The sequence below is a fragment of the Streptomyces sp. NBC_01591 genome (genome assembly GCF_035918155.1).
Classification (GTDB): Bacteria; Actinomycetota; Actinomycetes; order Streptomycetales; family Streptomycetaceae; genus Streptomyces.
This window is the reverse complement of sequence record NZ_CP109327.1, coordinates 508,293-531,981: the sequence shown is the minus strand read 5'-3', so window position 1 is coordinate 531,981 and position 23,689 is coordinate 508,293. Positions and strand designations below refer to the sequence as shown.

At 71.6% G+C, this 23,689-nt stretch carries 13 protein-coding genes; 4 read left to right on the top strand and 9 right to left on the bottom strand.

Annotation, left to right across the window (positions count from 1 at the left end):
* Window positions 1-40 precede the first annotated feature (40 nt).
* Together OG978_RS02735 and OG978_RS02730 are read right to left on the bottom strand one after the other, a co-directional pair.
* On the bottom strand, window positions 41-1,324 hold the full coding sequence (locus OG978_RS02735) for a methylaspartate mutase (protein ID WP_326769909.1): 1,284 nt from the start codon (window positions 1,322-1,324) through the stop codon (window positions 41-43).
* Window positions 1,311-1,781: a cobalamin B12-binding domain-containing protein gene (locus OG978_RS02730; protein WP_326763635.1), complete on the bottom strand. Its 471-nt coding sequence runs from the start codon at window positions 1,779-1,781 to the stop codon at window positions 1,311-1,313. Before OG978_RS02730 ends, OG978_RS02735 begins: the two co-directional genes overlap by 14 nt.
* A gap of 376 nt (window positions 1,782-2,157) precedes the next feature.
* Between OG978_RS02730 and OG978_RS02725 the strand changes: the two genes are divergently transcribed.
* Window positions 2,158-11,019 (top strand): non-ribosomal peptide synthetase, encoded by an 8,862-nt coding sequence (locus OG978_RS02725; RefSeq protein WP_326763634.1) that lies wholly within the window; start codon window positions 2,158-2,160, stop codon window positions 11,017-11,019.
* 86 nt (window positions 11,020-11,105) lie between these two features.
* On the opposite strand, the gene OG978_RS02720 is transcribed toward OG978_RS02725, so the two are convergent.
* Window positions 11,106-12,101 (bottom strand): helix-turn-helix domain-containing protein, encoded by a 996-nt coding sequence (locus OG978_RS02720; protein WP_326763633.1) that lies wholly within the window; start codon window positions 12,099-12,101, stop codon window positions 11,106-11,108.
* A 1,441-nt stretch (window positions 12,102-13,542) separates the two neighbouring features.
* Between OG978_RS02720 and OG978_RS02715 the strand changes: the two genes are divergently transcribed.
* From OG978_RS02715 to OG978_RS02705, 3 genes are all read left to right on the top strand, one after another.
* Entirely contained in the window at window positions 13,543-13,998 is a 456-nt protein-coding gene (locus OG978_RS02715) for a hypothetical protein (protein WP_326763632.1), read from the top strand.
* Between the two features lie 315 nt (window positions 13,999-14,313).
* On the top strand, window positions 14,314-15,105 hold the full coding sequence (locus OG978_RS02710; protein ID WP_326769908.1) for an SDR family NAD(P)-dependent oxidoreductase: 792 nt from the start codon (window positions 14,314-14,316) through the stop codon (window positions 15,103-15,105).
* Window positions 15,106-15,834: 729 nt separating this feature from the next.
* Window positions 15,835-16,152, top strand: a complete 318-nt coding sequence (locus OG978_RS02705) for a hypothetical protein (RefSeq protein ID WP_442817643.1) — start codon at window positions 15,835-15,837, stop codon at window positions 16,150-16,152.
* A gap of 161 nt (window positions 16,153-16,313) precedes the next feature.
* Here OG978_RS02705 and exaC read toward each other — a convergent pair whose 3' ends face one another.
* From exaC to OG978_RS02675, 6 genes are all read right to left on the bottom strand, one after another.
* Window positions 16,314-17,837, bottom strand: a complete 1,524-nt coding sequence (exaC, locus tag OG978_RS02700; RefSeq protein ID WP_326763631.1) for an acetaldehyde dehydrogenase ExaC — start codon at window positions 17,835-17,837, stop codon at window positions 16,314-16,316.
* 105 nt (window positions 17,838-17,942) lie between these two features.
* On the bottom strand, window positions 17,943-19,193 hold the full coding sequence (locus tag OG978_RS02695) for a GAF domain-containing protein (RefSeq protein ID WP_326763630.1): 1,251 nt from the start codon (window positions 19,191-19,193) through the stop codon (window positions 17,943-17,945).
* Window positions 19,194-19,309: 116 nt separating this feature from the next.
* On the bottom strand, window positions 19,310-19,903 hold the full coding sequence (locus tag OG978_RS02690; RefSeq protein ID WP_326763629.1) for an N-acetylmuramoyl-L-alanine amidase: 594 nt from the start codon (window positions 19,901-19,903) through the stop codon (window positions 19,310-19,312).
* 49 nt (window positions 19,904-19,952) lie between these two features.
* Complete coding sequence (locus OG978_RS02685) at window positions 19,953-20,969, bottom strand: acetamidase/formamidase family protein (protein WP_326763628.1); 1,017 nt, start codon at window positions 20,967-20,969, stop codon at window positions 19,953-19,955.
* Complete coding sequence (locus tag OG978_RS02680) at window positions 20,966-21,997, bottom strand: APC family permease (RefSeq protein ID WP_326763627.1); 1,032 nt, start codon at window positions 21,995-21,997, stop codon at window positions 20,966-20,968. Before OG978_RS02680 ends, OG978_RS02685 begins: the two co-directional genes overlap by 4 nt.
* Window positions 21,998-22,306: 309 nt before the next feature.
* The gene (locus OG978_RS02675; protein ID WP_326763626.1) at window positions 22,307-23,656 is read right to left on the bottom strand and encodes an esterase-like activity of phytase family protein; all 1,350 of its coding nucleotides are present in this window, start codon (window positions 23,654-23,656) and stop codon (window positions 22,307-22,309) included.
* Window positions 23,657-23,689 lie beyond the last annotated feature (33 nt).

Here is a 23,689-nt window from a genome sequence, read left to right as displayed (position 1 = left end):
CACCGGTGGCGGAGGGGCACCGGGGCGGGGGCCGCTCGGATCAGCTCGCCCTGTCGAGGCGGGCGGCGGGGTCGTCGTAGCGGTTCTTGACGTGGTTGAGCGCTTGCAGCAGTCCGGACGAGGTCAGCCGCCGGGACGGCTGTGCGGCGGTGGGCCGGCCGAGCGGGAGCGACCCGGTGCGGGACCACTCCAGCCGGCCGCGGTCGGAGATGAAGCTGCGGGTGCGCCCCGCGTTGTCGGGGTGCAGGCAGAAGGGGACGTCGAGGTAGCCGTGGGCGAAGGCGCGGATCAGGGCCTGGCCGAGGTCGTCGTGCAGGTTCAGGACGGCCTCGACGAGGGAGCGGGCCTCCGCCTCGATGCCGGTGGACGGCGGCGGAGCGGCCGGCCGCGTGGTGCGGGCGGCAGCGGCGGCGGTCTCCAGCGCGATGACGTTCTCCTCGACGGAGGGGATGCGGGCCGACTCCGCCGGTGTCTTGACGATGAGCCGGGTGGCGCCGGTGCGCACGGCGAGCCGGGCGGCGTCCGCCACGAGCCGCAGCGCACCGTCCCAGGTCTCCGGATAGACGCCCATGTACGCGTAGACGACCACGTGCCAGGAGGTGTCCGGGAGTTGGTCGGCGGCGAGGGCGCGCAGCGCGTGGACGGCCTCCTCGTCCTGTTCGCGGCTGGTCTGCTGGGCGTAGCTGAGGGAGATGCTGCGCAGGCCGTGCTGGCGGAAGAACATGGCTTCCAGGACGGAGAGGGCGACGAGCAGGGAGGGCGGGCAGAGCTGGCCCAGCATGCAGCCGCCGAAGGTCTCCAGGTGCGGTTCGGTGCCGGCCTCGCGCAGTGCGGCGAGCCTGCGGCATGCTTCGGCCCAGGCGCGGACCGAGGTGGCCAGCGGGGTGCGGCCGTAGGGCAGGCAGTAGGAGACAGGGCCGCCCTCGGTGGCGTCGAGTCCGGCGGCGATGAGGGCTTCGACGATCCGGCCGGGCTGTGCGGAGCCGTGCCGTACCTGGACGGGGAAACCGGGGCCGTGGACGCCGTCGAGGAGACCGGTGGTGGTCTCGATGGGCATGCTGACCAGCGGATAGCCGTTGAGGTGGTGGTCCTGGGCGACGGCGCGGGCGGCGGCGGCGTAATCGCCGACGCGGGTGAAGCTGTCCAGGGTGAGGGTGCCGACGGTGGTGGCGTCGGCGGCACGGGTGGCGATCAGGCCGGTGCGCATCCGGGCGGGGTCGGCGAAGCCCATACGGGGCTGCACGACGAGGCTGCCGGTGCGGGCGGCGTCGGCAATGAAGCGGTGGAAGGCGCCGCCGGCGGGGGCGGGTTCAGCGGACGGCATCGGCATGGGGCCTTCCGTGCCGGTGCTCGGGCAGGGTGTCGAGCAGGGCGAGCAGTCCGGGGACGGCGTTCGCGCCGGTCAGGACGGCGTCGAAGCCGGCGTCGATGAGCGAGGCGTGGACGTCCGGGGCGATGGTGCCCGAGGTGTTCAGCTTGCCTCCGACGACGAGCGGCACCCTGGCCAGCGCCGGCACGGCGCGCACCGCGCGGGCCAGGCCCGTGGCCTCCTCGGCGCCGTGTCCGTTGACCGTGCTGACGACGATGAGGCCGGGCGTACGGGCCGTGGCCTCCTCGATCAGGACGCCGACCGGGACGCACGCGCCGAGATTGGTGACCTCCCAGCCCTGTTCCTCGAGCAGCAGTTGCAGGAAGAGCAGGTTCCAGGTGTGTGAGTCCGAGGCGATGGTGGTCAGGACTGCGTGGTGCGGGCTGTCCGGGGGCTGGCGATGCGGGTACACGACCGGCTTTTCCTCTCGACACCGTGATGGGGCCGCGACCGCTGCGATCGGGCCGGGTACCCGTGAAATCGCCCTCCGTGGGGGCGTCCGGGCTGTGCACTAGTGACGCCGTCCATGGTGGCCAGCGGTGATCGCGAGCGGCACTGGGCAGTTGTGACCATCCCGAGGGGCGTCATTTGTGTCCACTGGGGTCGCGCGTCCGCGCGTCCTAGCCTGCTCGTCGCGGACGTTCGGCGCCGGCGGTCGCGGTTTTGTCGGCGGCACGGTCCCCGGCCCGCCCGGAGGCCCCCGCCCTGCCCCTCGCCGCGCGCCGTACGGCGTGCCGCCCGTGAACCGCTTGTACCGCTGACGATGTCCTGACGATGGGGAGTGAACGGTGGCTGATCACCAGCTGGGGGAGTGGCGGCATGCACTGGCGGGCCTCGAGCCGCTGGAACTGCCGTCGGACCGCCGGCCGTCGGACGACGGACCGGGCCTTGCGGACCGGGTTCCGTTCGACGTGCTCGCCCGCACCGCCGACGCGCTGGCCGCGCTGGCCCGCGACCGGGGCGTGGAGCTGCCCGCGGTCCTGCTGACGGTGTTCCACACGCTGCTGGCGCGGCACGCCGGCCGGGGCGACGTCCCGGTGGCGGTGCCGGCGGACGGCACGCGGGACACGGATGCGGCGACCGTGGTGCGGGGCGCGGCCGGCGACCCCGCGTTCACCGAGGCCCTGGCGCATGTCGCGCGGGGCATGGCGGACGCCGTCGGCCGTGGTCCGGTGCCGCTCGCGGTGCTGGCGGACGCGGCCGGCGGTGCGGTGGCGTGGTTCGCGTGGCGCACAGCCGGCCGGGAGGCCGCCGCGTTCCCGCCGGACGCGCACGTCACGCTGGAAGTCGTCGCGGACGGCGGGGGGCTGAGCGGTGTCCTCGGCTACCGGACCGATCTGTTCGAACGGGCTACGGCGGAGCGGATGGCGGGGCACCTCGCGACGCTCGCGTGTTCCGCCGCCGACGCGCCCGGGGAGCCGCTCAGCGCATTGGAGATGCTGACGGAGCCGGAGCGGCACCGGATCCTGACCGAGTGGAACGGGCCGCGGTCCGCGTTCCCGGACACCGCGACCGTGCACCGGCTGGTGGGGGAGCGGGCCGCGCTCCAGCCCGACGCGGTGGCCCTGGAACACGGCGGGCAGCGGCTGACCTACCGGGAGCTGGACGAGCGGGCCGAGGGGCTGGCGCGGTACCTGGCGGAGCAGGGCGTCGGCCCCGGCGCGCTGGTCGCGGTGTGCCTGGACCACGGCCCGGACCTGGTGTGCGCGCTGCTCGGCGTGCTCAAGTCGGGTGCCGCCTACGTGCCGTTGGACCCGGCCTACCCGGCCGAGCGGTTGCGGTACATGGTCGAGGACAGTGCCGCGCCGGTGGTGGTGACGCAGTCCGCGCACGCGGGCCTGTTCGCGCCGGGCACCGCGCTGCTGCTGGCCGACCGGGAGTGGCCGGCCGGCACCGGCACCGTCCCGGTCGCCGCTGCGGGCCCGGACGACGTGGCGTACGTCATCTACACCTCGGGTTCGACGGGCCGCCCCAAGGGCGTGCGGGTCGGGCACCGGGGTGTCGTCAATTACCTGCACTGGTGCGACCGGAACTATCCCCCGGCGCCCGGTGCGCGGATCGGTTCGCTGCTGTGCTCGTCGGCGGCTTTCGACCTGACGGTGACCGCGCTGTTCCTGCCGCTGGTGCAGGGGCTGTGCCTGGTGGTGCCGCAGCCGGAGCCGGGACGCGGCGTGTTCGACGCGGCCGTGGACATCGTCGCGACCGGTGTCCCGATCAGCTTTCTGAAGGCAACGCCCTCGCACCTGGAGCTGCTGACCGCTCGGCTGGAGCAGGACGGCGTCCGGCACGGCATTGCCACGGTGGTCGCAGGTGGCGAGGACCTGACACCGGCGCTGGCGCACCGGGCGCTGGCCCTGGGCACCGGGGACACCGCGATCGTCAACGAGTACGGGCCGACCGAGGCGACCGTCGGCAACGTGGTCAGCCGGACGGTGTCGGTGGACCCGGCGGCGGACCACGTGCCGATGGGCCGGGCGATCGACAACACCGAGGTGTACGTGGTCGGGGCGCACGGCGAGGTCCAGCCGGTCGGAGTGCCCGGTGAGCTGCTGATCGGCGGTGTCAACGTGGCCCTCGGCTATCTGGGCCGACACGATCTGACAGCACGGCGGTTTGTGCCGCACCCGTTCTCGGCCGATCCCGAGGCGCGCGTGTACCGCACCGGCGACCTGGTGAAGTGGCTGCCGGACGGGCGCCTGGTCTACCTGGGCCGTATGGACGACCAGGTCAAGCTGCGTGGGCACCGGGTGGAACTCGGAGAGATCGAGAACGCCCTGCTGTCCCGGCCGGCCGTCGCGGCGGCCACGGTCGTGGTCCGCGAGGACGTCCCGGGCGACAAGCGGCTGGTGGCGTACCTGGTGCCGACCGGCGGCACGGCCGTGGCCGTGGCCGGGCTGCGCGCGGCGCTGGCGCGGGAGCTGCCCGAGCACATGCTGCCCGCCCGGTACGTCGTGCTGGAGCGACTGCCGCTCACCCCGAACGGCAAGGTGGACCGGCGGGCGCTGCCCGCGCCCGAGGGCCACCGCCCGGACGTCTCCGCCGCGTTCGCCGCGCCGCGTACACCCACCCAGCGGGCGGTCGTCGGCATCTGGGCCGAGCTGCTGGGCGTCGATGAGGTCGGCGCGGACGACGATTTCTTCGAACTGGGCGGTCACTCCCTGCTGGCCGTCCGGATCGCCTCCCGGCTGCGTCGGGACCTCGGGGTGGACGTGCCATACCGGACGCTGTTCGACGCGCCGACGCCGGCGCTGCTGGCGACGGCCGTGGACGCGCTGGATCCGGGGACCTGCGCCGCGATCCCGCGGGCGGACCGGTCGGCGGGGGCCCTGCCGCTGTCCTTCGCGCAGCAACGCCTTTGGTTCCTGGACCAGTTGGCGCCGGGCCGGGCCGAGTATGCGATCCCGGTGGGGCTGCGGGTCGAGGGGGACTTCGCGCCGGACGCGTTCGGTGCCGCGCTGACAGCCCTGGCCGCCTCGCACGAGATCCTGCGGACCCGGTTCGTCGCGGACGCCACGGGACGTCCGTTCCAGGTCGTCGACGCCGTGCGGGAGGTGGCGGTGGACGTCCACGACGCCCGCCAACTCGGTGCCGGCGCCGCGCGCGAGATGCTGCGCGAGGCAGCGGGACGGCCGTTCGACCTGGCCGCCGGGCCGCTGCTGCGTGCGGTGGCGGTGCGGGTGGCCGACACGGAGTGGCTGCTGCTGCTCACGGTGCACCACATCGTCTCCGACGGCTGGTCGGAGGGCATTCTGGCTCGAGAGCTGGGCGAGCTGTACGGCGCGGCGGTGGCCGGCCGGCCGTGCACCCTGGCCCCCCTCGGCCTCCAGTACGCGGACTTTGCGAGCTGGCAGCGCGAGGTGCTGGACGGTCCGGCTCTGGCGGGACAGTCGGCGTATTGGCGGGAGCGGCTCGCCGGAGTACGGCCGCTGGAACTGCCGACCGATCACCGGCGGCCGGCCGAGCGGTCGGGCCGGGGCGGCACGGTGTCCTTCTCGGTGCCCGCCGACGTGGCCGGCGCGGCCCGGCGGCTGGCGGCGGGGCAGGGGGCGAGCCTGTTCATGTCGCTGCTGGCGGTGTTCCAGCTGCTGATGGCGAAGTACAGCGGTCAGGACGACATCGCGGTCGGCAGCCCGGCCGCAGGTCGCAACCGTGCCGAGACGGAGGATCTGATCGGTTTCTTCGTCAACACCCTCGTCCTGCGCACCGACCTGTCCGGCGACCCGGCGTTCACCGAACTCCTCGACCGGGTCAAGGACACCGCGCTCGGTGCCTACGACCACCAGGACCTCCCCTTCGAACGCCTCGTCGAGGAACTCGCCCCCGACCGCGACCTGTCCCGCAACCCGCTGTTCCAGACGATGTTCGTCCTCCAGAACACCCCTGACGGCCACGCCTGGCAGCTGCCCGGAGCGGTGGTGGAGCCGTTCGCCGTCCGCGAGGAGGAGGCCAAGTTCGACCTGACCCTGATTCTCACCGAGCGGCCCGACGGCTCGCTCGACGGCGATCTGGTGTTCGCCCTCGACCTGTTCGCACCGGACACGGCGGAGCGGCTGGCGGGGCACTTCACCACGCTGCTGTGCGCGGCGGTCGCCGGCCCGGAGCGCCCACTGTCCGAGCTGGAGGTGCTGACCGGTGCCGAGCGGCGCCGGGTGCTGGCCGAGTGGAGCGGGACGGCGTCCGCCGCGGACACCGGGGCCGAAGCCGGGGCCGGGGCGACGGTGCACCGGCTCGTCGAGGAGTGCGCCGCCCTGCGGCCGGACACGACGGCGGTGCTCTCGACCGACGGAGAACTGACCTATCGGGAGCTGAACGCGAGGGCCAACCGGCTCGCCCGGCACCTGCGTTTTTGCGGAGCCGGTCCCGGGGCCGCGGTCGCCGTGTGCCTGGAGCGCGGCCCCGAGCAGATCACCGCACTGCTCGCGGTACTCAAGTCCGGCGCCGCCTACCTGCCGCTGGATCCGGAGCACCCCACCGACCGGCTCGCCTACATGGTCGCGGACGCGCGGGCCGCGCTCGTGGTCACCGACAGCGCCCGGGCCGCACGGCTGCCTGACGAGCCCGGCCGGTTCCTCACCGACCGGGACTGGCCGTCCCTCGCGGACCTGCCGGCCCACGACCCGGAACCCGCAGCGTCCTCCGGCGACCTGGCGTACGTGATCTACACCAGCGGATCCACCGGCCGGCCCAAGGGCGTCGAGATCGAGCACCGCAGCCTGGTCGGCCTGGTCCGCTGGACGGCCGACACCTTCGGCGCGGCCCCGGGACGGCGTGTCGCGCTGCTGGCCGGGGTCGGGTTCGACGCGGCGGCGTGGGAGTTGTGGCCCGCGCTGGCGACTGGTGCCACCGTGTGCGTACCCGACGACACGGTGCGGCTGACGCCGGCGCTGCTCCAGCGCTGGCTGAGCGAGCGGCGGGTCACGGGCACCTTCGTCTCGACGCCGATGCTGGAGTCGCTGGCGGCCCTCGACTGGTCGGAGCCGACCTCCCTGGAGTACGTGCTGACCGGTGGTGACGCGCTGCGCCTGCCGGCCGGGCTGCGCCTGCCCTTCCGCGTCGTCAACAACTACGGGCCGACCGAGTCGACGGTGGTGACGACCTCGGCCGAGGTCGTCACCGGCACGGCCGTGCCGCCGATCGGCCGCCCGGTGCGCGGCACCTTCGTGTACGTGGTGGACCGGTACGGCAGGCCGGTGCCGACCGGGGTGCCGGGCGAACTCCTCGTCGGTGGCGCTGGGCTGGCGCGCGGATACCGGGGGCAGCCGGGCCAAACGGCGGAGCGGTTCGTGACCGCCGACGTCGACGGCACACCGCGCCGGGTCTACCGCACCGGGGACCGGGTGCGCTGGCTGGCCGACGGGCAACTGGAGTTCCTGGGGCGGCTGGACGACCAGGTGAAGCTGCGCGGGCACCGCATCGAGCCCGGTGAGATCGAGGCGGTGCTGCTGGTCGGCCCCGACGTCGCCGCAGCCACCGTCGTCGTCCGCGAGGACGCCCCCGGCGACAAGCGGCTGGTCGCGTATGTCGTCCCGGCAGCGGGCGCTACGGTGCGCGGCGAGGTCCTGCGCGGGCGGCTGCGCCGTGAACTGCCCGACTTCATGGTGCCGTCCGCGTTCGTGGCGCTGGAGCGGCTGCCACTGACCCCGAACGGCAAGGTGGACCGGCGGGAGCTGCCCGCGCCCGAACCCCGCGCATCCGGGGCCGGCGGTCCGGCCCCTCGTACTCCGGTCGAGCGCGCGATCGCGGCGGCCTGGTCCCAGGTGTTGGGCACCGAGGTCACCGGTGTGGACGACAACTTCTTCGAGCTCGGCGGCCACTCCCTGCTCGCCACCCAGGTGACGTCACGGCTGCGGGACGCGCTGGGCGTGGAGGTGCCGGTGCGGGAGCTGTTCGCGGCACCCACCGTCGTCGGGCTGGCCGCGGCCGTGGCGGAGCTCGCTGCCGACGGGACGGCCGGTGCGGAGCGAATCGTGTCGGCCGACCGGACCGGCGGGCCGCTGCCGCTGAGCTTCGCCCAGCAGCGGCTGTGGTTCCTCGACCAACTGGAGCCCGGACGCGCCGAGTACGCCGTGCCCTTCGCACTGCGCGTCAGCGGTGCGCTGGACACCGATGCCCTCGACGCGGCGCTGACCCGCATGCTGGCGCGGCACGAGATCCTGCGGACGAGGTTCGTCGCCGACGACGACGGCGAGCCGGCGCAGGTCGTCGATCCGCCGGCGCCGGTGCACACGGCCGTCCACGACCTGCGGCACATCGCCGACACCGAGGAACGGCAGGAGGCGGCACGGCACTTGGCCCGCGCGGAGGCCGCCCGCCCGTTCGACCTGGCGGCGGGACCGCTGCTGCGCGCGCACCTGGTGCGGCTGGCCGACGAGGAGGCGCACCTGCTGCTGACGGTGCACCACATCGCCTGCGACGGCTGGTCGGAGCCGGTCATGGCGCGCGAACTGCGGGAGGGCTACCGGGCGGCGACGACCGGCATCTCGCCCGAGGACACGGAACTGCCTGTGCAGTACGCGGACTTCTCCGTGTGGCAGCGACAGCAGCTCACCGGTGACGTGCTGGAGGGGCAGCTGGCGTACTGGCGGGAGCGGCTCGCCGGGGTGGAACCTCTGGAACTGCCCACCGACCACCGCCGCCCGGAGGGGCGGCCCGGAGGCGGCGACACCGTGACGTTCGAGGTGAGCGCGGCAGTGGCCGCCGGGCTGAGGAAGGCGGCCAGGAACGGCACCGCGAGCCTGTACATGGTGCTGCTGGCTGCCTTCCAGGTGCTGCTGGTCAAGTACGCCCGCCAGGACGACGTGACCGTCGGCAGCCCGGTCGCAGGCCGCAACCGCGCCGAGACGGAGGATCTGATCGGTTTCTTCGTCAACACCCTCGTCCTGCGCACCGACCTGTCCGGCGACCCGGCGTTCACCGAACTCCTCGACCGGGTCAAGGACACCGCGCTCGGTGCCTACGACCACCAGGACCTCCCCTTCGAACGCATCGTGGAGGAACTCGCCCCCGACCGGGACCCGTCCCGCAACCCGCTGTTCCAGACGATGTTCGTGTTCCAGAACACGCCGGACGAGCACGGCTGGAGCCTCCCGGGGCTGGACGTGGAGCCGTTCACGGTCACGCTGCCGGACGCCAAGTTCGACCTCACCCTGATGATGTCCGAGGACGCGGGCGGCGGACTGCGCGGCGCCCTGGAGTACCGGACGGACCTCTTCGAGCGGGACACGGTCGCCCGGCTGGCCGGCCACCTGGGCACACTGCTGGAGACGGTGGCCCGCGAGCCCGCGGCACGGCTGTCCCGGCTGTGCCTGCTCACTGCCGAGGAAGGACGGCGGACGGTGGTCGAGTGGAACGACACCGCGGCCGCCTTCCCGGACACCGCCACGCTGCACGGCCTGTTCGAGGAGCGGGCGGCACAGCAGCCGGACACGGTGGCCGTCGAGGGGCCGCAGGGAACGCTGACCTACGGCGAACTGAACGCGCTTGCCAACCGGATCGCCCACCACCTGCGCACTCGGTACGGAGTGCGGCCGGACATGCCGGTCGCGGTGTGCCTGGAGCGTGGCCCCGATCTGGTGGCGGCCGTGCTGGGCGTCCTGAAGGCGGGGGCGCCGTATGTGCCGCTGGATCCGGACCATCCGGCGGAGCGGCTGGCGTGCATGGTGCGGGACACCGCGACCCCGGTCGTCCTCACCGGCTCCGCGCACACCGGCCGGCTGCCCTCGGACGTACCGTTGCTGCTGCTCGACGAGGACACCGCGACGCTGGCCGACGAGCCGGACACCGATCCCCGACCGGCCGCCGCACCGCACCACCTTGCCTACCTGATCTACACCAGCGGTTCCACCGGCCGCCCCAAGGGCGTCCAGGTCGAGCACCGCAGCCTGGTCAATCTGGTGCACTGGACGGCGCGGGAGTACGGGCTGGAACCCGGGCAGCGGATCGCGCTGCTGGCCGGGATCGGTTTCGACGCGGCGGCGTGGGAGCTGTGGCTCGGCCTGACCCGCGGCGCGACCTGCTGCGTCACCACCGAGACCGTCCGGCTCACCCCGCATCTGCTGCGGGACTGGCTGTGCGAGCAGCGCGTCCACGCCACGTTCCTGTCCACGCCGATGCTCGAGGCCCTGGTGGCGCTGCCGTGGGCGGCGGACAGCCCTCTCGACTACGTGCTGACCGGCGGTGACCGGCTGCGGATGCCGCCGCAGGCACGGCTGCCGTTCCGCGTGGTCAACAACTACGGACCCACCGAGACCACGGTCCTCGCCACCTCGACGGTGGTCGAACCCGGCGACGCGGTCCCGCCGATCGGCCGGCCCATCCCCAACGCCCTGGTGTTCGTGGTGGACCAGCACGGCCGGCCGGTGCCGGTCGGGGTGCCCGGCGAACTTCTCATCGGGGGCGTGCCGGTGGCCCGCGGCTACCGGGGCAGGCCGGAGCTGACCGAGGAGAGGTTCACCGCGTACGAGGCCGAAGGGGTGAGCACCCGGGTCTACCGCACCGGTGACCTGGTGCGGTGGCGGGCGGACGGGCAGCTCGAGTTCCTGCGGCGGATCGACAACCAGGTGAAGATCCGCGGCAACCGCATCGAGCTCGGCGAGGTCGAGTCCACATTGCTGACCCACCCCGGCATCGGCGAGGTCAGTGTGATCGTTCGCGAGGACACGCCCGGCGACAAGCGGCTCGTGGCGTATCTCGTGACCACCGGCGCGGACGCGCCGAGCACCGCGGATCTCCACGCCCACCTGGGGCGGTTCCTGCCCGACTATATGATCCCGGCGGCGTTCGTCACGCTGGAGCGCCTCCCGCTGACCGCCAACGGCAAGGTGGACCGGGCGGCCCTGCCGGTGCCGGACCACCAGCGGCCGGATCTGGGGAGGGAGTACACGGCGCCGCGCAACGCCGTCGAGCGGACTGTCACCGCCGTGTGGCAGGAGCTGCTGGGCATCGACCGCGTCGGCGTGCACGACAACTTCTTCCAACTGGGCGGGCATTCGCTGCTCGCCACGCAGGTGGCCTCCCGGCTGCGGAAGGCGCTGCGGGTCGATGTGCCGGTGCGAGCCGTGTTCGACTCTCCCACCCCGGCGCAACTCGCCCAGGCCATCGCCGACCTGATGATGGCGGCGATCACAGCGCAGTTCGCGCCGGCCAGGTGACCGCACCCGTTGCCACACCACGAAGGGGCCGGACCTCGGCGACGAGGTCCGGCCCCTCACGGCCCGGTCACGCCAGGTGGGACGGTTCAGGCCATGTCCTCGGCGCGGATGCCGCCGCTGGCGAGCGCGAGGGCGCCGAGCTGAAACCGGCTCTGGGCACCGAACCGGTCGGTCAGCTTCTCCGAGAGCCGGCGCACCGTGCGCAGTGAGACGTCCATCCGGCGGGCCGCCGCCGCGTCCGTGAGCCCTTGCGCCCACAGCCGGAGCACGTGCTGCTCCTGGAGGGAGAGGTTGCCGCTGGTACGGGGGCGTGCCTCCGCGAGCGGCAGGGCTTCCTTCCACAGCCGGGCGAACAGGGTCGCGAAGGCTTCCGTGACCGACTCGACGCCGCACGCCATCGCGCCGACCACGCTGCGGCCGCTCGTGACCGGCACGACGGCGTGCCTGCGGTCGGAGACGATCATCCACACCGGCAGCGACGGCAGGGTGCGGACGGCGCCGCCGCACTCCTCGTTCCGGCGCAGGCGCTCCGTCGCCTCGGGGTCGTTGCGGACGCTCTCCAGCACGATGGCGCGAGCGGGCGTTCCGCGTCGCCGCAGGATTTCGTCCAGCGAGTGGCCGGCCTCGAAGGCCGCCGCGTCCGGCCGCTCGACCGGTCCGACGGTCAGCCATTCGTTCGCGCACTCATCGGCGAGAGAGGTGATGTGCCGCCACACGGCGTCCGCGCCGGCCAGCCACTTGACGTCCGGAACGCTCTCCCGGCCGCCGCGCCCGCGCTCCGACAGCAGCCGCGTCACCTCCAGTCGGCTGCCCTCCACCTGGAGCCGGTGGCGGGCTAATTCCTCCTGCTGCCGGGTGAGCATCGCTGCCAGTCCGACCTCCGGATCGATCGGCCGCCAGCCGCTGGCGGAGTCCCCCGGAACGACGAGCAGCAGGGCGGACAGCCGCTCCAGCCCGCCCCGGACCGTTTCCTCGGTCTCCTTCAGTTGCGCGGCCAGCTCGGCCACCTCCGCGCCGGGCCGGTCGACCATCGAGATGTACACACTCCGTGCAACGGAGTCGATACCCAAAGAGGTCCGCATGTCGTGCGCTCCTGTATGTCTTGTCGTACGGCACCTGTTGGCTGTGGGTCACGAGTCGAGTTCGGACCGGCGGCGCTCCTTCGGGACGTCACCGCGGGAACCCGCCAGCCGGACACCAGTAGAGCGGGTGCCGCAGCGACGGCGGATGCGGGATGATCCCCCAAGTTCCTTTGGGGCAACCACTCGTGGGGTGGGCGAAGACATCCCCCCGGATGGCTCCCGCGCCTCGACGAGCCGGTCTCCCGCGGCCGGAGCGCACACCGGACCGGACACCATCGCGCACGCCGTCCTGTTCGCAGGCCGCCGACGAGTTGCCTTCCGTGCCCGTCGGCGGGCGCGACCGGATGGTGGTTGCACAGGCCGTAGCAGCGCTGTGTGATCGGACGGTCGGTCAGGCCGCCGCGTGCCTAAGGTAATCGGGCGACCGGCCAAGCCCTGCGGGCCTGCACGACAAGCAAGCGCGGCAGACCGGGCCGTGTGGTGGCGGCCGGGGTCGCGTGCCTCCCCCATGGTGCGTCGTGGATGCCCCCATATACCCGCTGGGCTGACCACCTGCCCGTGCGCCCCTCGGCCGGACGGCACCCGGTCGCACGCCGCTGACCTGCCTCGTCGGGCGGCACGGCCGCGACCGGCCGTCCTCCGACGCCGCGGCGCTCCGTGCGCCCCTCTGTCTCACCGGCCAGGGGGCCGAGGATATGGGGGACAGTCCCCCATGCGGGGGCCTCAGCACATCTGTGATCTTGGGCTCGTGGCCGATTCAGCCGCACACGTGACTCCACCGACCGTGCCCCCCGGCCCCGTCCCGGCGGGCCACCGCGATCCTCCAGGCCGGTACCCGCCGCGCCCCGCTCCGCACCGGCGCCCCCGTCCCTACTGCGCCGATCCGCGGACCATCCTGTACCGGCCCGGTCTTCGCACGCTGAGAGCCACCGGGCGGGACCTGCCGACGCCGCCTCGCTCCCCTTCCCGCATCCGCTCTCACGGACACGAGGTTCTTCCGCCGTTGAGTCGACGACGGCCGGGCGTCGGTGAGTCCGGGGCCGGCCAGAGGACGGGCATGCTGATCCGGATGCGAGAAGTGAGCAGAAGGTCTTCCGGGGATTCGAGGAGAGCCCCGGTCGAGGAGCTGCGGGTAGCGTGCCGGAACGGGTGTGCCGTCCGGTCGCCGCACCAGGCGCGGTGTGCGCCTTCTACCGCGGCCGGCGGCTGATTGCGATCGACGGGACCACGTTCGACCTGCCCGACACGAAGGCGAACGCGGAGGCGTTCGGTCGTCCTCCCCGGTCCGGGCGGGGCGAACAGGACATCGGCTACCCGCAGATCCGCATGGTCGGCCTGGTGAAGTGCGGCACCCACGTCATCTTCGACGCCGCGCTGGCAGCTCTTCGCATCGGAGAGCAGATTCTCCGCCCGAGCGGTCCTGGGATCCCTGCGGCAGGGGATGCTGCCGGCCGACCGCGGCTTCGACGGCGTGGACCTGTGGTGCCGAGCCGCGGCGACCGGGGCGGACCTGCTGTGGCGGGTCCGCAAAGACCTCGCGCTGCCCGTGGTTGAGCAACTGCCGGACGGCTTCTGCCTCCCCGAGATCTTCGACCGCGGCGACATCCACCACACCCGTCGCGGGGTGCCGGTACGCGCGGTGGAGTACACCGTCGCAGGCCACGAGGGCGTCTACCGGCTCATCACCACGATCCTCGACCCGAACAAGGCCCCGGCCGGCTACGTCGGGCTGATCCGTATCACGCTCACCGCACACAGGACAGTCGTACTCGTCGATCGAGTCGATCACGACCGGGTCACCGCAGAAGTCGCACGGACGCATGCCCTCACCAACCGACCGCTGAACAGCCGCTTCATCAGTCATGACAGCCACAGTGCCAGGCGCCCTCACGCCTGACATCAACACCACCTTGACTGAACGCACAGGGGCCCCGCGAGAGAAACAGGACGGCTGCCGCAGATCCAACGGGGAGCCGAATGGCCCGCCCAGAACGAACAAGGACTGGGACGGACCACGATCGGACACCCCCAGAACATCTCAGGGCCAAACCTCCACGGCCTCCGCTGCGCGGGCAAACGAGACACATTGTGCTCGTACCCCTCAGCAACCCTGAGGGCACGATGCGCCATCGAGCCCGCACCACATCACCGAATCGAACGCCCGTCTGGTGAAAGTGGCGTGACGGCCCGCTACTTCAGGTTTACTCGCGTCATGAACGATTGGACACCCCCAGCGCACAACACCGGCCTGCTGACCGGCAGGACCGTGATGATCACCGGAGCGTCGAGCGGCATAGGCGAGGCCGCAGCGCGGCTCTTCGCCTCCGAAGGCGCGGCCGTCGTCCTCATGGCCCGCCGCGAAGACCGGCTCAAGGACCTCACCCGCGAGATCGAGACATCCGGCGGACAAGCGGCCTGCAGCGTCGGCGACGTGACGCGGGCCGACGACGTCGAGCGCGCCGTCGCGACGGCCATCGAACGCTTCGGCCGCCTCGACGGCGCCTTCAACAACGCCGGCTACGCCGGCTCCACCTTCGGCCGATCGCACGAACTGCCGGAAGAGGATTTCGACCGCATCATGGATGTCAACGTACGCGGGACATGGAACTGTCTGCGCCGTCAGATCCCCGTCATGCTGGAAGCCGGCCACGGGACGATCGTCAACACCGCCAGTTCGGCGGGCCTCATCGCCACCGGCGCACCATCCCCCTACGTCGCGGCGAAGCACGCCGTCCTGGGCCTGACGAAGGCCACGGCCGCCGAATACGGGGCGTACGGCATCCGCGTCAACTCCTTGATCGTGGGCACCACCCGGACGGAAATGATCAACGCGGCGGTGGAGGCCAACCCGGCTTTGGAGGAGGCATTCGTCGCACGCCAGATCCAAAAGCGGATGGCCGAGCCGCAAGAGGTGGCGGAAGCGGCCCTGTGGCTGCTGAGCGACCGCTCCTCATTCGCCACCGGCAGCTATGTGGCGGTGGACGGCGGCATTCTGGCCATCTGAGCGGCAAGGGGCCCGGGGCGGCCGACGCCGCCAAACCCCACGCACGAGCGCCGCCGTGATCACAGCGACGGAGCTGTCCTGCACAACCCCGTTCACCGAGCCGAGCCCGAAACAGCCCGGGAAGCCGGTGACCGCCCTACGGCACCAGAGTGATATCTGGCCGTATGCGGGGATAAACCGCGCGGTAAGCGGCCGCCTACGGGGAGCTAGCCACGACCGCCGTCAGAGGCAAGTGCGCCGGCGGCGGGTGCATCAGCGAGGCCGTCAGTTCTCCGAGGGAGTTCGTGGAGACCGATGGCCGGGACGCTCCTGGCGTACGGGAGTGCTTCGTCGTGCAGTTCGGTGCGCCGTTCGCTGACTCTGTGTGAACTGATGGTGCCGAACAGAGGTCCAGGGCGTGATCCGTTTCCTGGCGGGAGTCTTCGGGTTCACCGGCTGCCAGGTGTGTCCGGGCCGGTGCGAGGCGACCGAAGGTTTTGCTTCGTACGCGAGGTGGCGGGCGGGCTTCGGGTGCCTGTTGGATGAGCCGGATCCCTGATTCTGCGTGGCGGGCCCGGTCCGTGCCCGCTGCTCCCACCCGTGCCGCTGTACGGTGATCCAGCGTCCGGGATCCTCGACCCGGACGACGACGTCACCCGCAGCCTTCGGGAGCGCCCCCGGCCGCCTGGCCCACGGCGGCGGGTTCGCCAGGGAAGGCGAAGGCGCAGTGCGGGGAGATCACCAGACCTGGTGTCCGCCATCGAGGACATCGATGCCGCAGCGTACGGCATCACCTGGGGGCGAGTGCGTGACGTCGCTCTCACCCTTGACGAGCACTCCCTTGAGCTGGCGAAGCGCCCCTACGACCTGCGCCACGCCGGCATCTCGTTCTGGTTGGCCTCCGGAGTCGACCCCGCCGAGTGCGCGCGCCGAGCCGGACAAAGCATGCAGGTCCTCTTCCGCTACTACGCCAAGTTCCTGGCCGACGCGCGGAACCATGTGAACCGGCTGATCGAGGAGTCCATGCAGCGGTGGGAGACGCTGACGGGCGACGCGGAGGGCGCCTGAGCGGGACCTTGGCCCGGAAATGCCCCGGAACGGCTGGTCAGAGCTGGAATATTGGTGGGAGGTATCGGGAGCAAGGGCGTGTATCGCCTTACCGTTTGGTCGTGCGCCGTGGAGGGCGCCTGACGGGTATCTTGCCTGGTCAGGCGCCCTTTTTTCTGCGTCTAGAAGAAGCCGAGCTTCTTCGGCGAATAGGACACCAGGAGGTTCTTCGTCTGCTGGTAGTGCTCCAGCATCATCTTGTGGTTCTCGCGGCCGATCCCGGACTGCTTGTAGCCGCCGAACGCCGCGTGTGCCGGGTACGCGTGGTAGCAGTTCGTCCAGACCCGGCCCGCCTGGATGGCGCGGCCCGCCCGGTACGCGGTGTTCATGTCGCGAGTCCATACGCCGGCCCCGAGGCCGTACAGCGTGTCGTTCGCGGTCCCGATCGCGTCGTCGAAGTCGGAGAAGGACGTGACCGCCACGACCGGGCCGAAGATCTCCTCCTGGAAGACCCGCATCCGGTTGTCACCCTCGAAGATGGTGGGCTGGACGTAGAAGCCGCCCGCCAGTTCCCCGTCGTACTCGATCCGCTCACCACCCGTGAGGACCTTCGCGCCCTCCCGCCGGCCGATGTCCAGGTATGAAAGGATTTTCTTCAGCTGTTCGTCGGAGGCCTGTGCGCCGATCATCGTGTCCGTGTCCAGCGGGTGACCGGGCACGATCCGTTCGGTGCGGGCGATACCCGCTTCCAGGAATTCGCCGTACACCCCGCGCTGGATCAGTGCGCGCGACGGACAGGTACAGACCTCGCCCTGATTGAGGGCGAACATGGTGAAGCCTTCAAGGGCCTTGTCGCGGAAGTCGTCGTCCGCGTTCCACACGTCGTCGAAGAAGATGTTGGGCGACTTGCCGCCGAGTTCCAGGGTCACCGGCTTGAGGTTCTCGGAGGCGTACTGCATGATCAGCCGCCCCGTCGTCGTCTCACCGGTGAAGGCGACCTTCGCGACGCGCGGGCTGGAGGCGAGGGGTTTGCCGGCCTCCGTTCCGAAGCCGTTCACAATGTTGACGACGCCCGGCGGCAGCAGATCGGCCACCAGTTTCAGCCACACGTGGATGGAGGCCGGGGTCTGTTCGGCCGGCTTGAGGACCACCGCGTTGCCCGCCGCGAGCGCCGGCGCCAGCTTCCACGTGGCCATCAGGATCGGGAAGTTCCACGGGATGATCTGCGCGACGACGCCGAGCGGCTCATGGAAGTGGTACGCGACCGTGTCGTCGTCGATCTCGCTGAGCGAGCCCTCCTGCGCGCGCAACGCACCGGCGAAGTAGCGGAAGTGGTCGATGGCCAGCGGAATGTCGGCCGCCAGGGTCTCGCGCACCGGCTTGCCGTTGTCCCAGCTCTCGGCGACCGCGAGCTCCTCCAGATGGGCCTCCATCCGGTCGGCGATCCTGTTGAGGAGCCCCGCGCGGTCGCCCGCCGCCGTGGCTCCCCAGGCGGGCGCCGCGGCGTGTGCCGCGTCCAGGGCGAGCTCGACGTCCTCGGCCGTACCGCGGGCGATCTCGGTGAAGGGGCGGCCGTTGACGGGGCTGGGGTTCTCGAAGTACTGACCACGGGCGGGCGGAACGTACGCGCCGCCGATCCAGTGGTCGTAGCGGGACTCGTACGAGACGATGGCGCCCTCGGCGCCCGGCGCGGCGTAACGGGTCATCTCTGTGGCCTCCCGGATCCGGTGCCGCCCGCCATTGGACGGCCCTCGGCGCGAGGGTAGGCAGCGGTACGTTGCAACCCCGTTGCACGGGTCGCGGGGGAGCGGCTACCCCTGCTCGGCGTTCAGCGCCCGGGCCCTGGCGAGCAGTGCCGGGCGCTGCCCGGCGGGAACGGCCGCGGCGAGTGCCTCCCAGACCGGGAGGTCGTCCTCGCCCCAAGGGCTGTACGCCCAGTCGGCCAGCAGCCCCGGGTCGCCGCGTGCGATGAGTGCCGCCCGCAGCTGCTCCTCGAGCCGCCGCCGCAGCCGGATGACGGAGGGTGCCTGCGAGCCCGGCAGCAACGGGCCCGCGTAGGCCCCGAGCGCAGCGGCCACCGCGCCCGACGCCAGTCTGCGCGCCACCGTGTCGAAATCGGCGTCGACCGGGGCGGAGAGCCGGTAGGGGCGCGAGAGGAGCAGTTCCGGACCGAGCAGTCGCCGCAGCCTGGAGAGTTCGGCCCGCAAGGTAACCGGGGTCACCGACTCGTCCTCGTACAGCTCGACGAGGAGTTCGTCGCCGCCGAGGCCCTCGGGACGGCGGGCCAGCGTCGCCAGGATCTCGCTGTGCCGCCTGCTGAGCCGGATCCTGCGGCCTCCGGCCACCAGCAGCGCCTCGTCCCTGCCGAGCGCGCTGAGCCGAACGGTCTCACCGGCCGGCGAGGGGGCCAGCAGCGCGAGCTGCGACTCGGCGGCGCGCGCCACCGCCTGCACGAACGCCAGGCTGTGCGGATGCGCGAGCCGGTCCCCGCCGGTGATGTCCACGGCACCCAGGACCCGTCCGGTGTGCGGGTCGTGCAGCGGGGCCGCCGCGCAGGTCCACTGCTGGACCGGCCGCAGGAAGTGCTCGGCGGCGAAGACCTGCACCGGGCGGTCCACGGCGATGGCCGTACCCGGCGCGTTCGTCCCGGCCGCCGACTCGGCCCAGCGGGCACCCTCCACGAAGTTCATCCGGCCGGCGGCCCGGCGGGTCACCGCGGGGCCTTCGACCCACAGCAGTCTGCCGTGCGCGTCGCACACCGCGAGGAGATGCTCCCCGTCCGTCGCGTAGGCGCCCATCAGCTCACGGATCACCGGCATGGCGGGGGCCAGGGGATGCCCGTCCCGGTACGGGCCGAGGTCGTCCGAGCCCAGCTCGACCAGGGCCGCACCGTCCGGGCTGACCCTGGCCCGCGCCGAGCGCCGCCAGGACTCACCGACGACCGCCCGTACCGGCCGCTCCAGCCGGCCCGCCGTGGTGAACACCTCGTGTGCGCGGCGCAGTTGGCCGATCCGTGCACCGGGGTCCGTATCGGCTGCCAGCGCCACCCAGGGATCCGTCAACTCACCCTCCCGTCCAGGGGCTTCGTGCACACCCCATCGTCGTCGCAGCGGGCCGCTGCGACAACTGCGGCGCGCGGGGTAATCGGCCCCGGGTGGCGAAGGTGTGTCAGCCCGCCTCAGCCCGCCGAGTACAGATTGACGAGGCGGATGTAGCGCACCCAGTCCCAGTTCGGGCCGGGATCGGTGTGGTCGGTCCCGGGGACCTGGGCGTGGGCGAGGATGTGCGCGCGGTCCTTCGGGATGTTGTACCGGTCGCACACCGAAGCGGTCAGCAGCGCCGACTTCTCGTACATCGCGTCGGTGAAGTAGGAGGGCTTGTCCACCCAGCCCTCGTGCTCGATGCCGATGCTGCGCGTGTTGTAGTCCCAATTGCCCGCATGCCAGGCGATGTTCTTCTCCCGGACGCACTGGGCGACATAGCCGTCCGCCGAACGCACCACATAGTGCGCGGAGACCTGCTTCGCCGGATTCTGGAAGATCCCGATCGTATTCGGATACGTCTCCTGGGTGACATGGATGATCACGTACTGCACCGGATAGGCCGAAGGGCGGCTCGAAGCCGTGTAGTTGGAAGTGGAGGCGGGCGTCCAGTGGGCGAGCGGATAGTCCGTGTCGCCCGCGGTCGTGGCGGCCATGGCGCGGGTGGAGGCCGGGATCAGGGCGGCGGCCGCCGTCGCGGCGACGCCTTGGAGAATCCTTCTGCGGTGCATGAACACTCCTGTGGGGGAGGGGGTTGGGGACGCGGATGGAAGCGATGGGTCAGGGGCTGGACAGCAGCGTCGCAGTCTCCCGCAGGTGGCGGTGGAGCCCGCGATGGGGGTCGCCTGCGGGCAGCCACTCCTTGCGGATCTTCGCCACACAGGTGTAGTTGGTGTCGCACACATTGGCCAGCGGAGCCTCACCGGCCTGGCTGACCAGCTGATAGGCGTCGAGCTCGGACAGGCCGTAGTCGCGTGCGAGCCACTGCACCAGGTCCAGCTGGGAGATCCGGAAGGCGTCTTCGAGCGGGCGCGCGGAGCCGGTCGACATCAGATGGGTGTCGGACTCGATGCGCGGCCACGGAGTGGTGACGCCCTTCAGCAGCTCGACGAGCACCACCGTGTTCATCGCGCACTCCACGGCGACTCCGCAGGTCTCGCCCTCGCCCTGGCGGGCATGGCCGTCCCCCAGACTGAGCAGCGCACCCTCGACATTGACGCCCAGGTAGCAGGTGACACCCGCCCGCATCTCGGGCGTGTCCATGTTCCCGCCGTGTGCGTCGGGCACCAGCGCGGACCGTACCTCCAGATTCGCCGGTGCCACCCCGACCGTGCCGTGCATCGGATCCATCGGCAGTTCCACCTGGATGTCGCTGTCCCGGGCACTGAACAGACAGGTGCGGCGCGCCCGGTCGAGCTGCCACATCCACACCACCTCGGGCAGCGGAGCCTGCAACGACGCGGTGGCATGGGTGGAGGTGAGCGCGCCGAAGAGCGGCACGGTCGTCGACGCGGCCCAGTCCCTGGCCGGTTCGACGGAGACGAAATGCACCGCGACGGTGTCGCCGGGCTCCGCACCCACCACGTGGAAGGGGCCGGTCTGCGGGTTGAGGAAGGGGAACTCGCAGACTTCGGAGACCAGGTCCTTCTCGGAGCGGACCCGCCCGGCGAAGCAGTCCTCCGTGTACACGTCGAGGAACGTCCCCGGCTCGATACGGGCGACCGGAGCCGCTCCGCCGAAGGTCCAGGCGTACTCACCCTCCTTGGGGCGGACGGTCAGGATGCGGGGGTCGCTCATGGCTGTACTGCTCCTGTCTCTGCTTCCCCGGCCGGCGCCGGGGTGTCGTCAAGATGGATCCGTCCGGTCTGTGCCACCCGCTCCGGATGCCTGCGCAGCAGCACCGCCAGCACAACGATCCCGATCAGCATCCAGACACCGACGACCGGACCGGCGTACGAGACGGGTGCGCTGAGTTCGGAGACGAAGCCGAAAGCCGGGATTCCGGCGGCCGTCAGCAGCGCGGGGACGAAAGCCGCGATGCCCAGCACCGGGAACAGGAGATGGAGTACAGGGTTGAAGGCGTCGCGACGCCGTCGCAGGAAGTAACCGGCACAGGACAGATTCACGATGATGTACACGCCGATGATCACCGTGACGATCACGGTGGCCAGCAGTACGAACGCGGTCACCGGGTCATAGGCGAAACCCAGCCCGAGTGCCGCGCCGACCGCGATCACGAACTGCACGGCCACGCCGGTGACGGGGGAGCGGCGCCGCGGGTGGAGCCTCGCGAAGGCCTGCGGGAACACACCGATGCGGCCGAGGGCGAACGCTGTTCGGGTCGACACATTGGCACACGCGTTGGCGTTCGCCACGGTCGAGTTGACCACGGCGAGGAAGAGCAGCACCCAGAACAGCCCGAACGAGGCGCGGGCCACACCTTCCCAGGAGGCCGCCCCCGATCCACCGAAGCCGGCGAACCTGTCGGGCCCGAAGTACACCGACATCGCATAGGTGGTCAGCACGTACACCAGGCCGATGGAGAGCGCCGCGCCGAGCACCGCGCGCCGCATCGTGCGCCGCGGGTTCCCGGTCTCCTCGGCGAGCGGCGCCGCGGCCTCGAAGCCCGCGAAGGCGAGCACGGTGTAGACGGAGCCTGCGAAGATCCCGCTTATGCCGTCGAATTCCTCGGCGGTGTGCGAAGTACCGAACACCGAAAGGGTGTTGTCGGAACCGGCCTGCCCGATGAGCAGCACGGCGAAGACGAGCACCTCGCGCAGCCCGATGGCATCGCGTAACAGTCCGCTGCTCGATTCCCCCGCCATCCCGTGGCTCCCTTGGCGTCCGATGACCGGAAGGTGTTGTCCGATGTGCGGCCGAGTGTCTCGCGCGCCCTACCGTACGGGCGCCGCGCGGGTGGCGGAAGACGGCAGGGGCCGAAATCGACTCCGTGGGAACGGGTGTACGCCGGAATGTACGGCGACGTCGGTACGGGGGCGGGCAGTTGGGCTCAACGGCCCCGGTGGGCCGCGTGCGTGGACGGCGAAGTGCTATACGGATCAGGTGAGTTGGCGATCCCGGCCCTCGGCGGGCACTCGCCGCTGAGGACCGGGATGCTGAACGACGCCCGTGGATCAGCCGCGCAGCGGGCGAGGCAGCTTCAGCTGCGTCACCGACGTCTCGATGCCGCTGTCGACCAGGCGGCCGTTCGCGTCGAATGCCTCGGCGCCGTCAGTCATCCCGAAGTCGTTGTCGTTGATGAGAGCGAGCGTGTCCCGGCCCGTCACCGCCACCCCTTCGATCTTCCCGGGCACGCCCGCGACTTTGCCCAGGTCGACCACCAGGCTCTTGCGGAGCACCGGTACGCCCGACGCCGAGGGGTCGGTGAGTTCCTCGTACGAGGGAGACGTCGCCGGGTCGTCCCAGGCGGAGCCCAGGATGCCGGAGCCGTGCGGGAGCGTCACCCGGTGCAGCCTGGCCGCTTTGTCCGTGCGCTCCTCGACCAGCAGCTCGTGCCGGCCGATCGCGACGACCGAGGAGATCTTCAGCTCGGAGGTGTCGTCCTCGCCCGGGTCCACGACATCCACCGCGTCGAACCGGTAGGCGTACTCCGCGGTGACCGCGCTCTTCTTCGTCGAGAAGCGCAGGAGCCGCACATTGCGCGAGGACTCGCCCGCGTCCTGGTCCGGCAGCGAGAGCGGACTCTGCACGGCGAGCACCAGATCACCGCCCGGGAGGAGGGCCAGCCCCTCGAAACCACGGTTGATCTTGCGGTGCAGGAGTACGCCCGGCAGCGCCTCCACCACCGGATAGTCGGCGCCCGTCAGTCCGAGACCCTGCGGCACGTAGCGGGTCAGTACCCGGCCGCGGGCGGAGACATGCACCAGGGAGGGGCCGTACTCGTCGACGAGCCAGAAGCTGCCGTCGGCGGCACGGACGATGCCTTCGGTGTCCAGACCGTTCGGGTCGTAGCCGAGCGGCGTCTTCGCGTCGTACGTGTAGGGGGCCTCGTCGCGGTCCCGCTGGTTCGGCAGGCCGGTGACCGCGGCGCCGGACCGGGTGGTGATCGGAATGGCCTTCAGCACCCGGATGTGCTTCCCGCTGACCCGTACCTTGACGATCGCCGGGTCGAAGCCGGGGACGGGGAAGGTGCGCCGCTTCTTCCCGTCGATCTTGATCTGCCCGTTGGGTCCGCGGTCGGTGACCGTCCAGAACTCGCCGCGGCGGCCCGCGGGATAGATGTCGCTGCCGATGCCGCCGAGCTCCACCCCGCGGTCGTCCGAGACCGTACCCGGCAGCAGCCCGTTGCTGAAGCCGGCCAGCGGGATGTCGCCGAGCACGGCGGTCCCGGTGACCCGCGCCGTACGCTCCGGACGTTCGTGCCGGTCCTGCGCGCCGGTTGCCGTTCCGGCCGCGATCACCGTACCGAGCAGAGCGAGCGGCAGGCCGACGGCAAGGGAACGACGGACAACACGCGCGGACATGGGGCCTCCTGGGGCACGAACAGCTCTGACGGC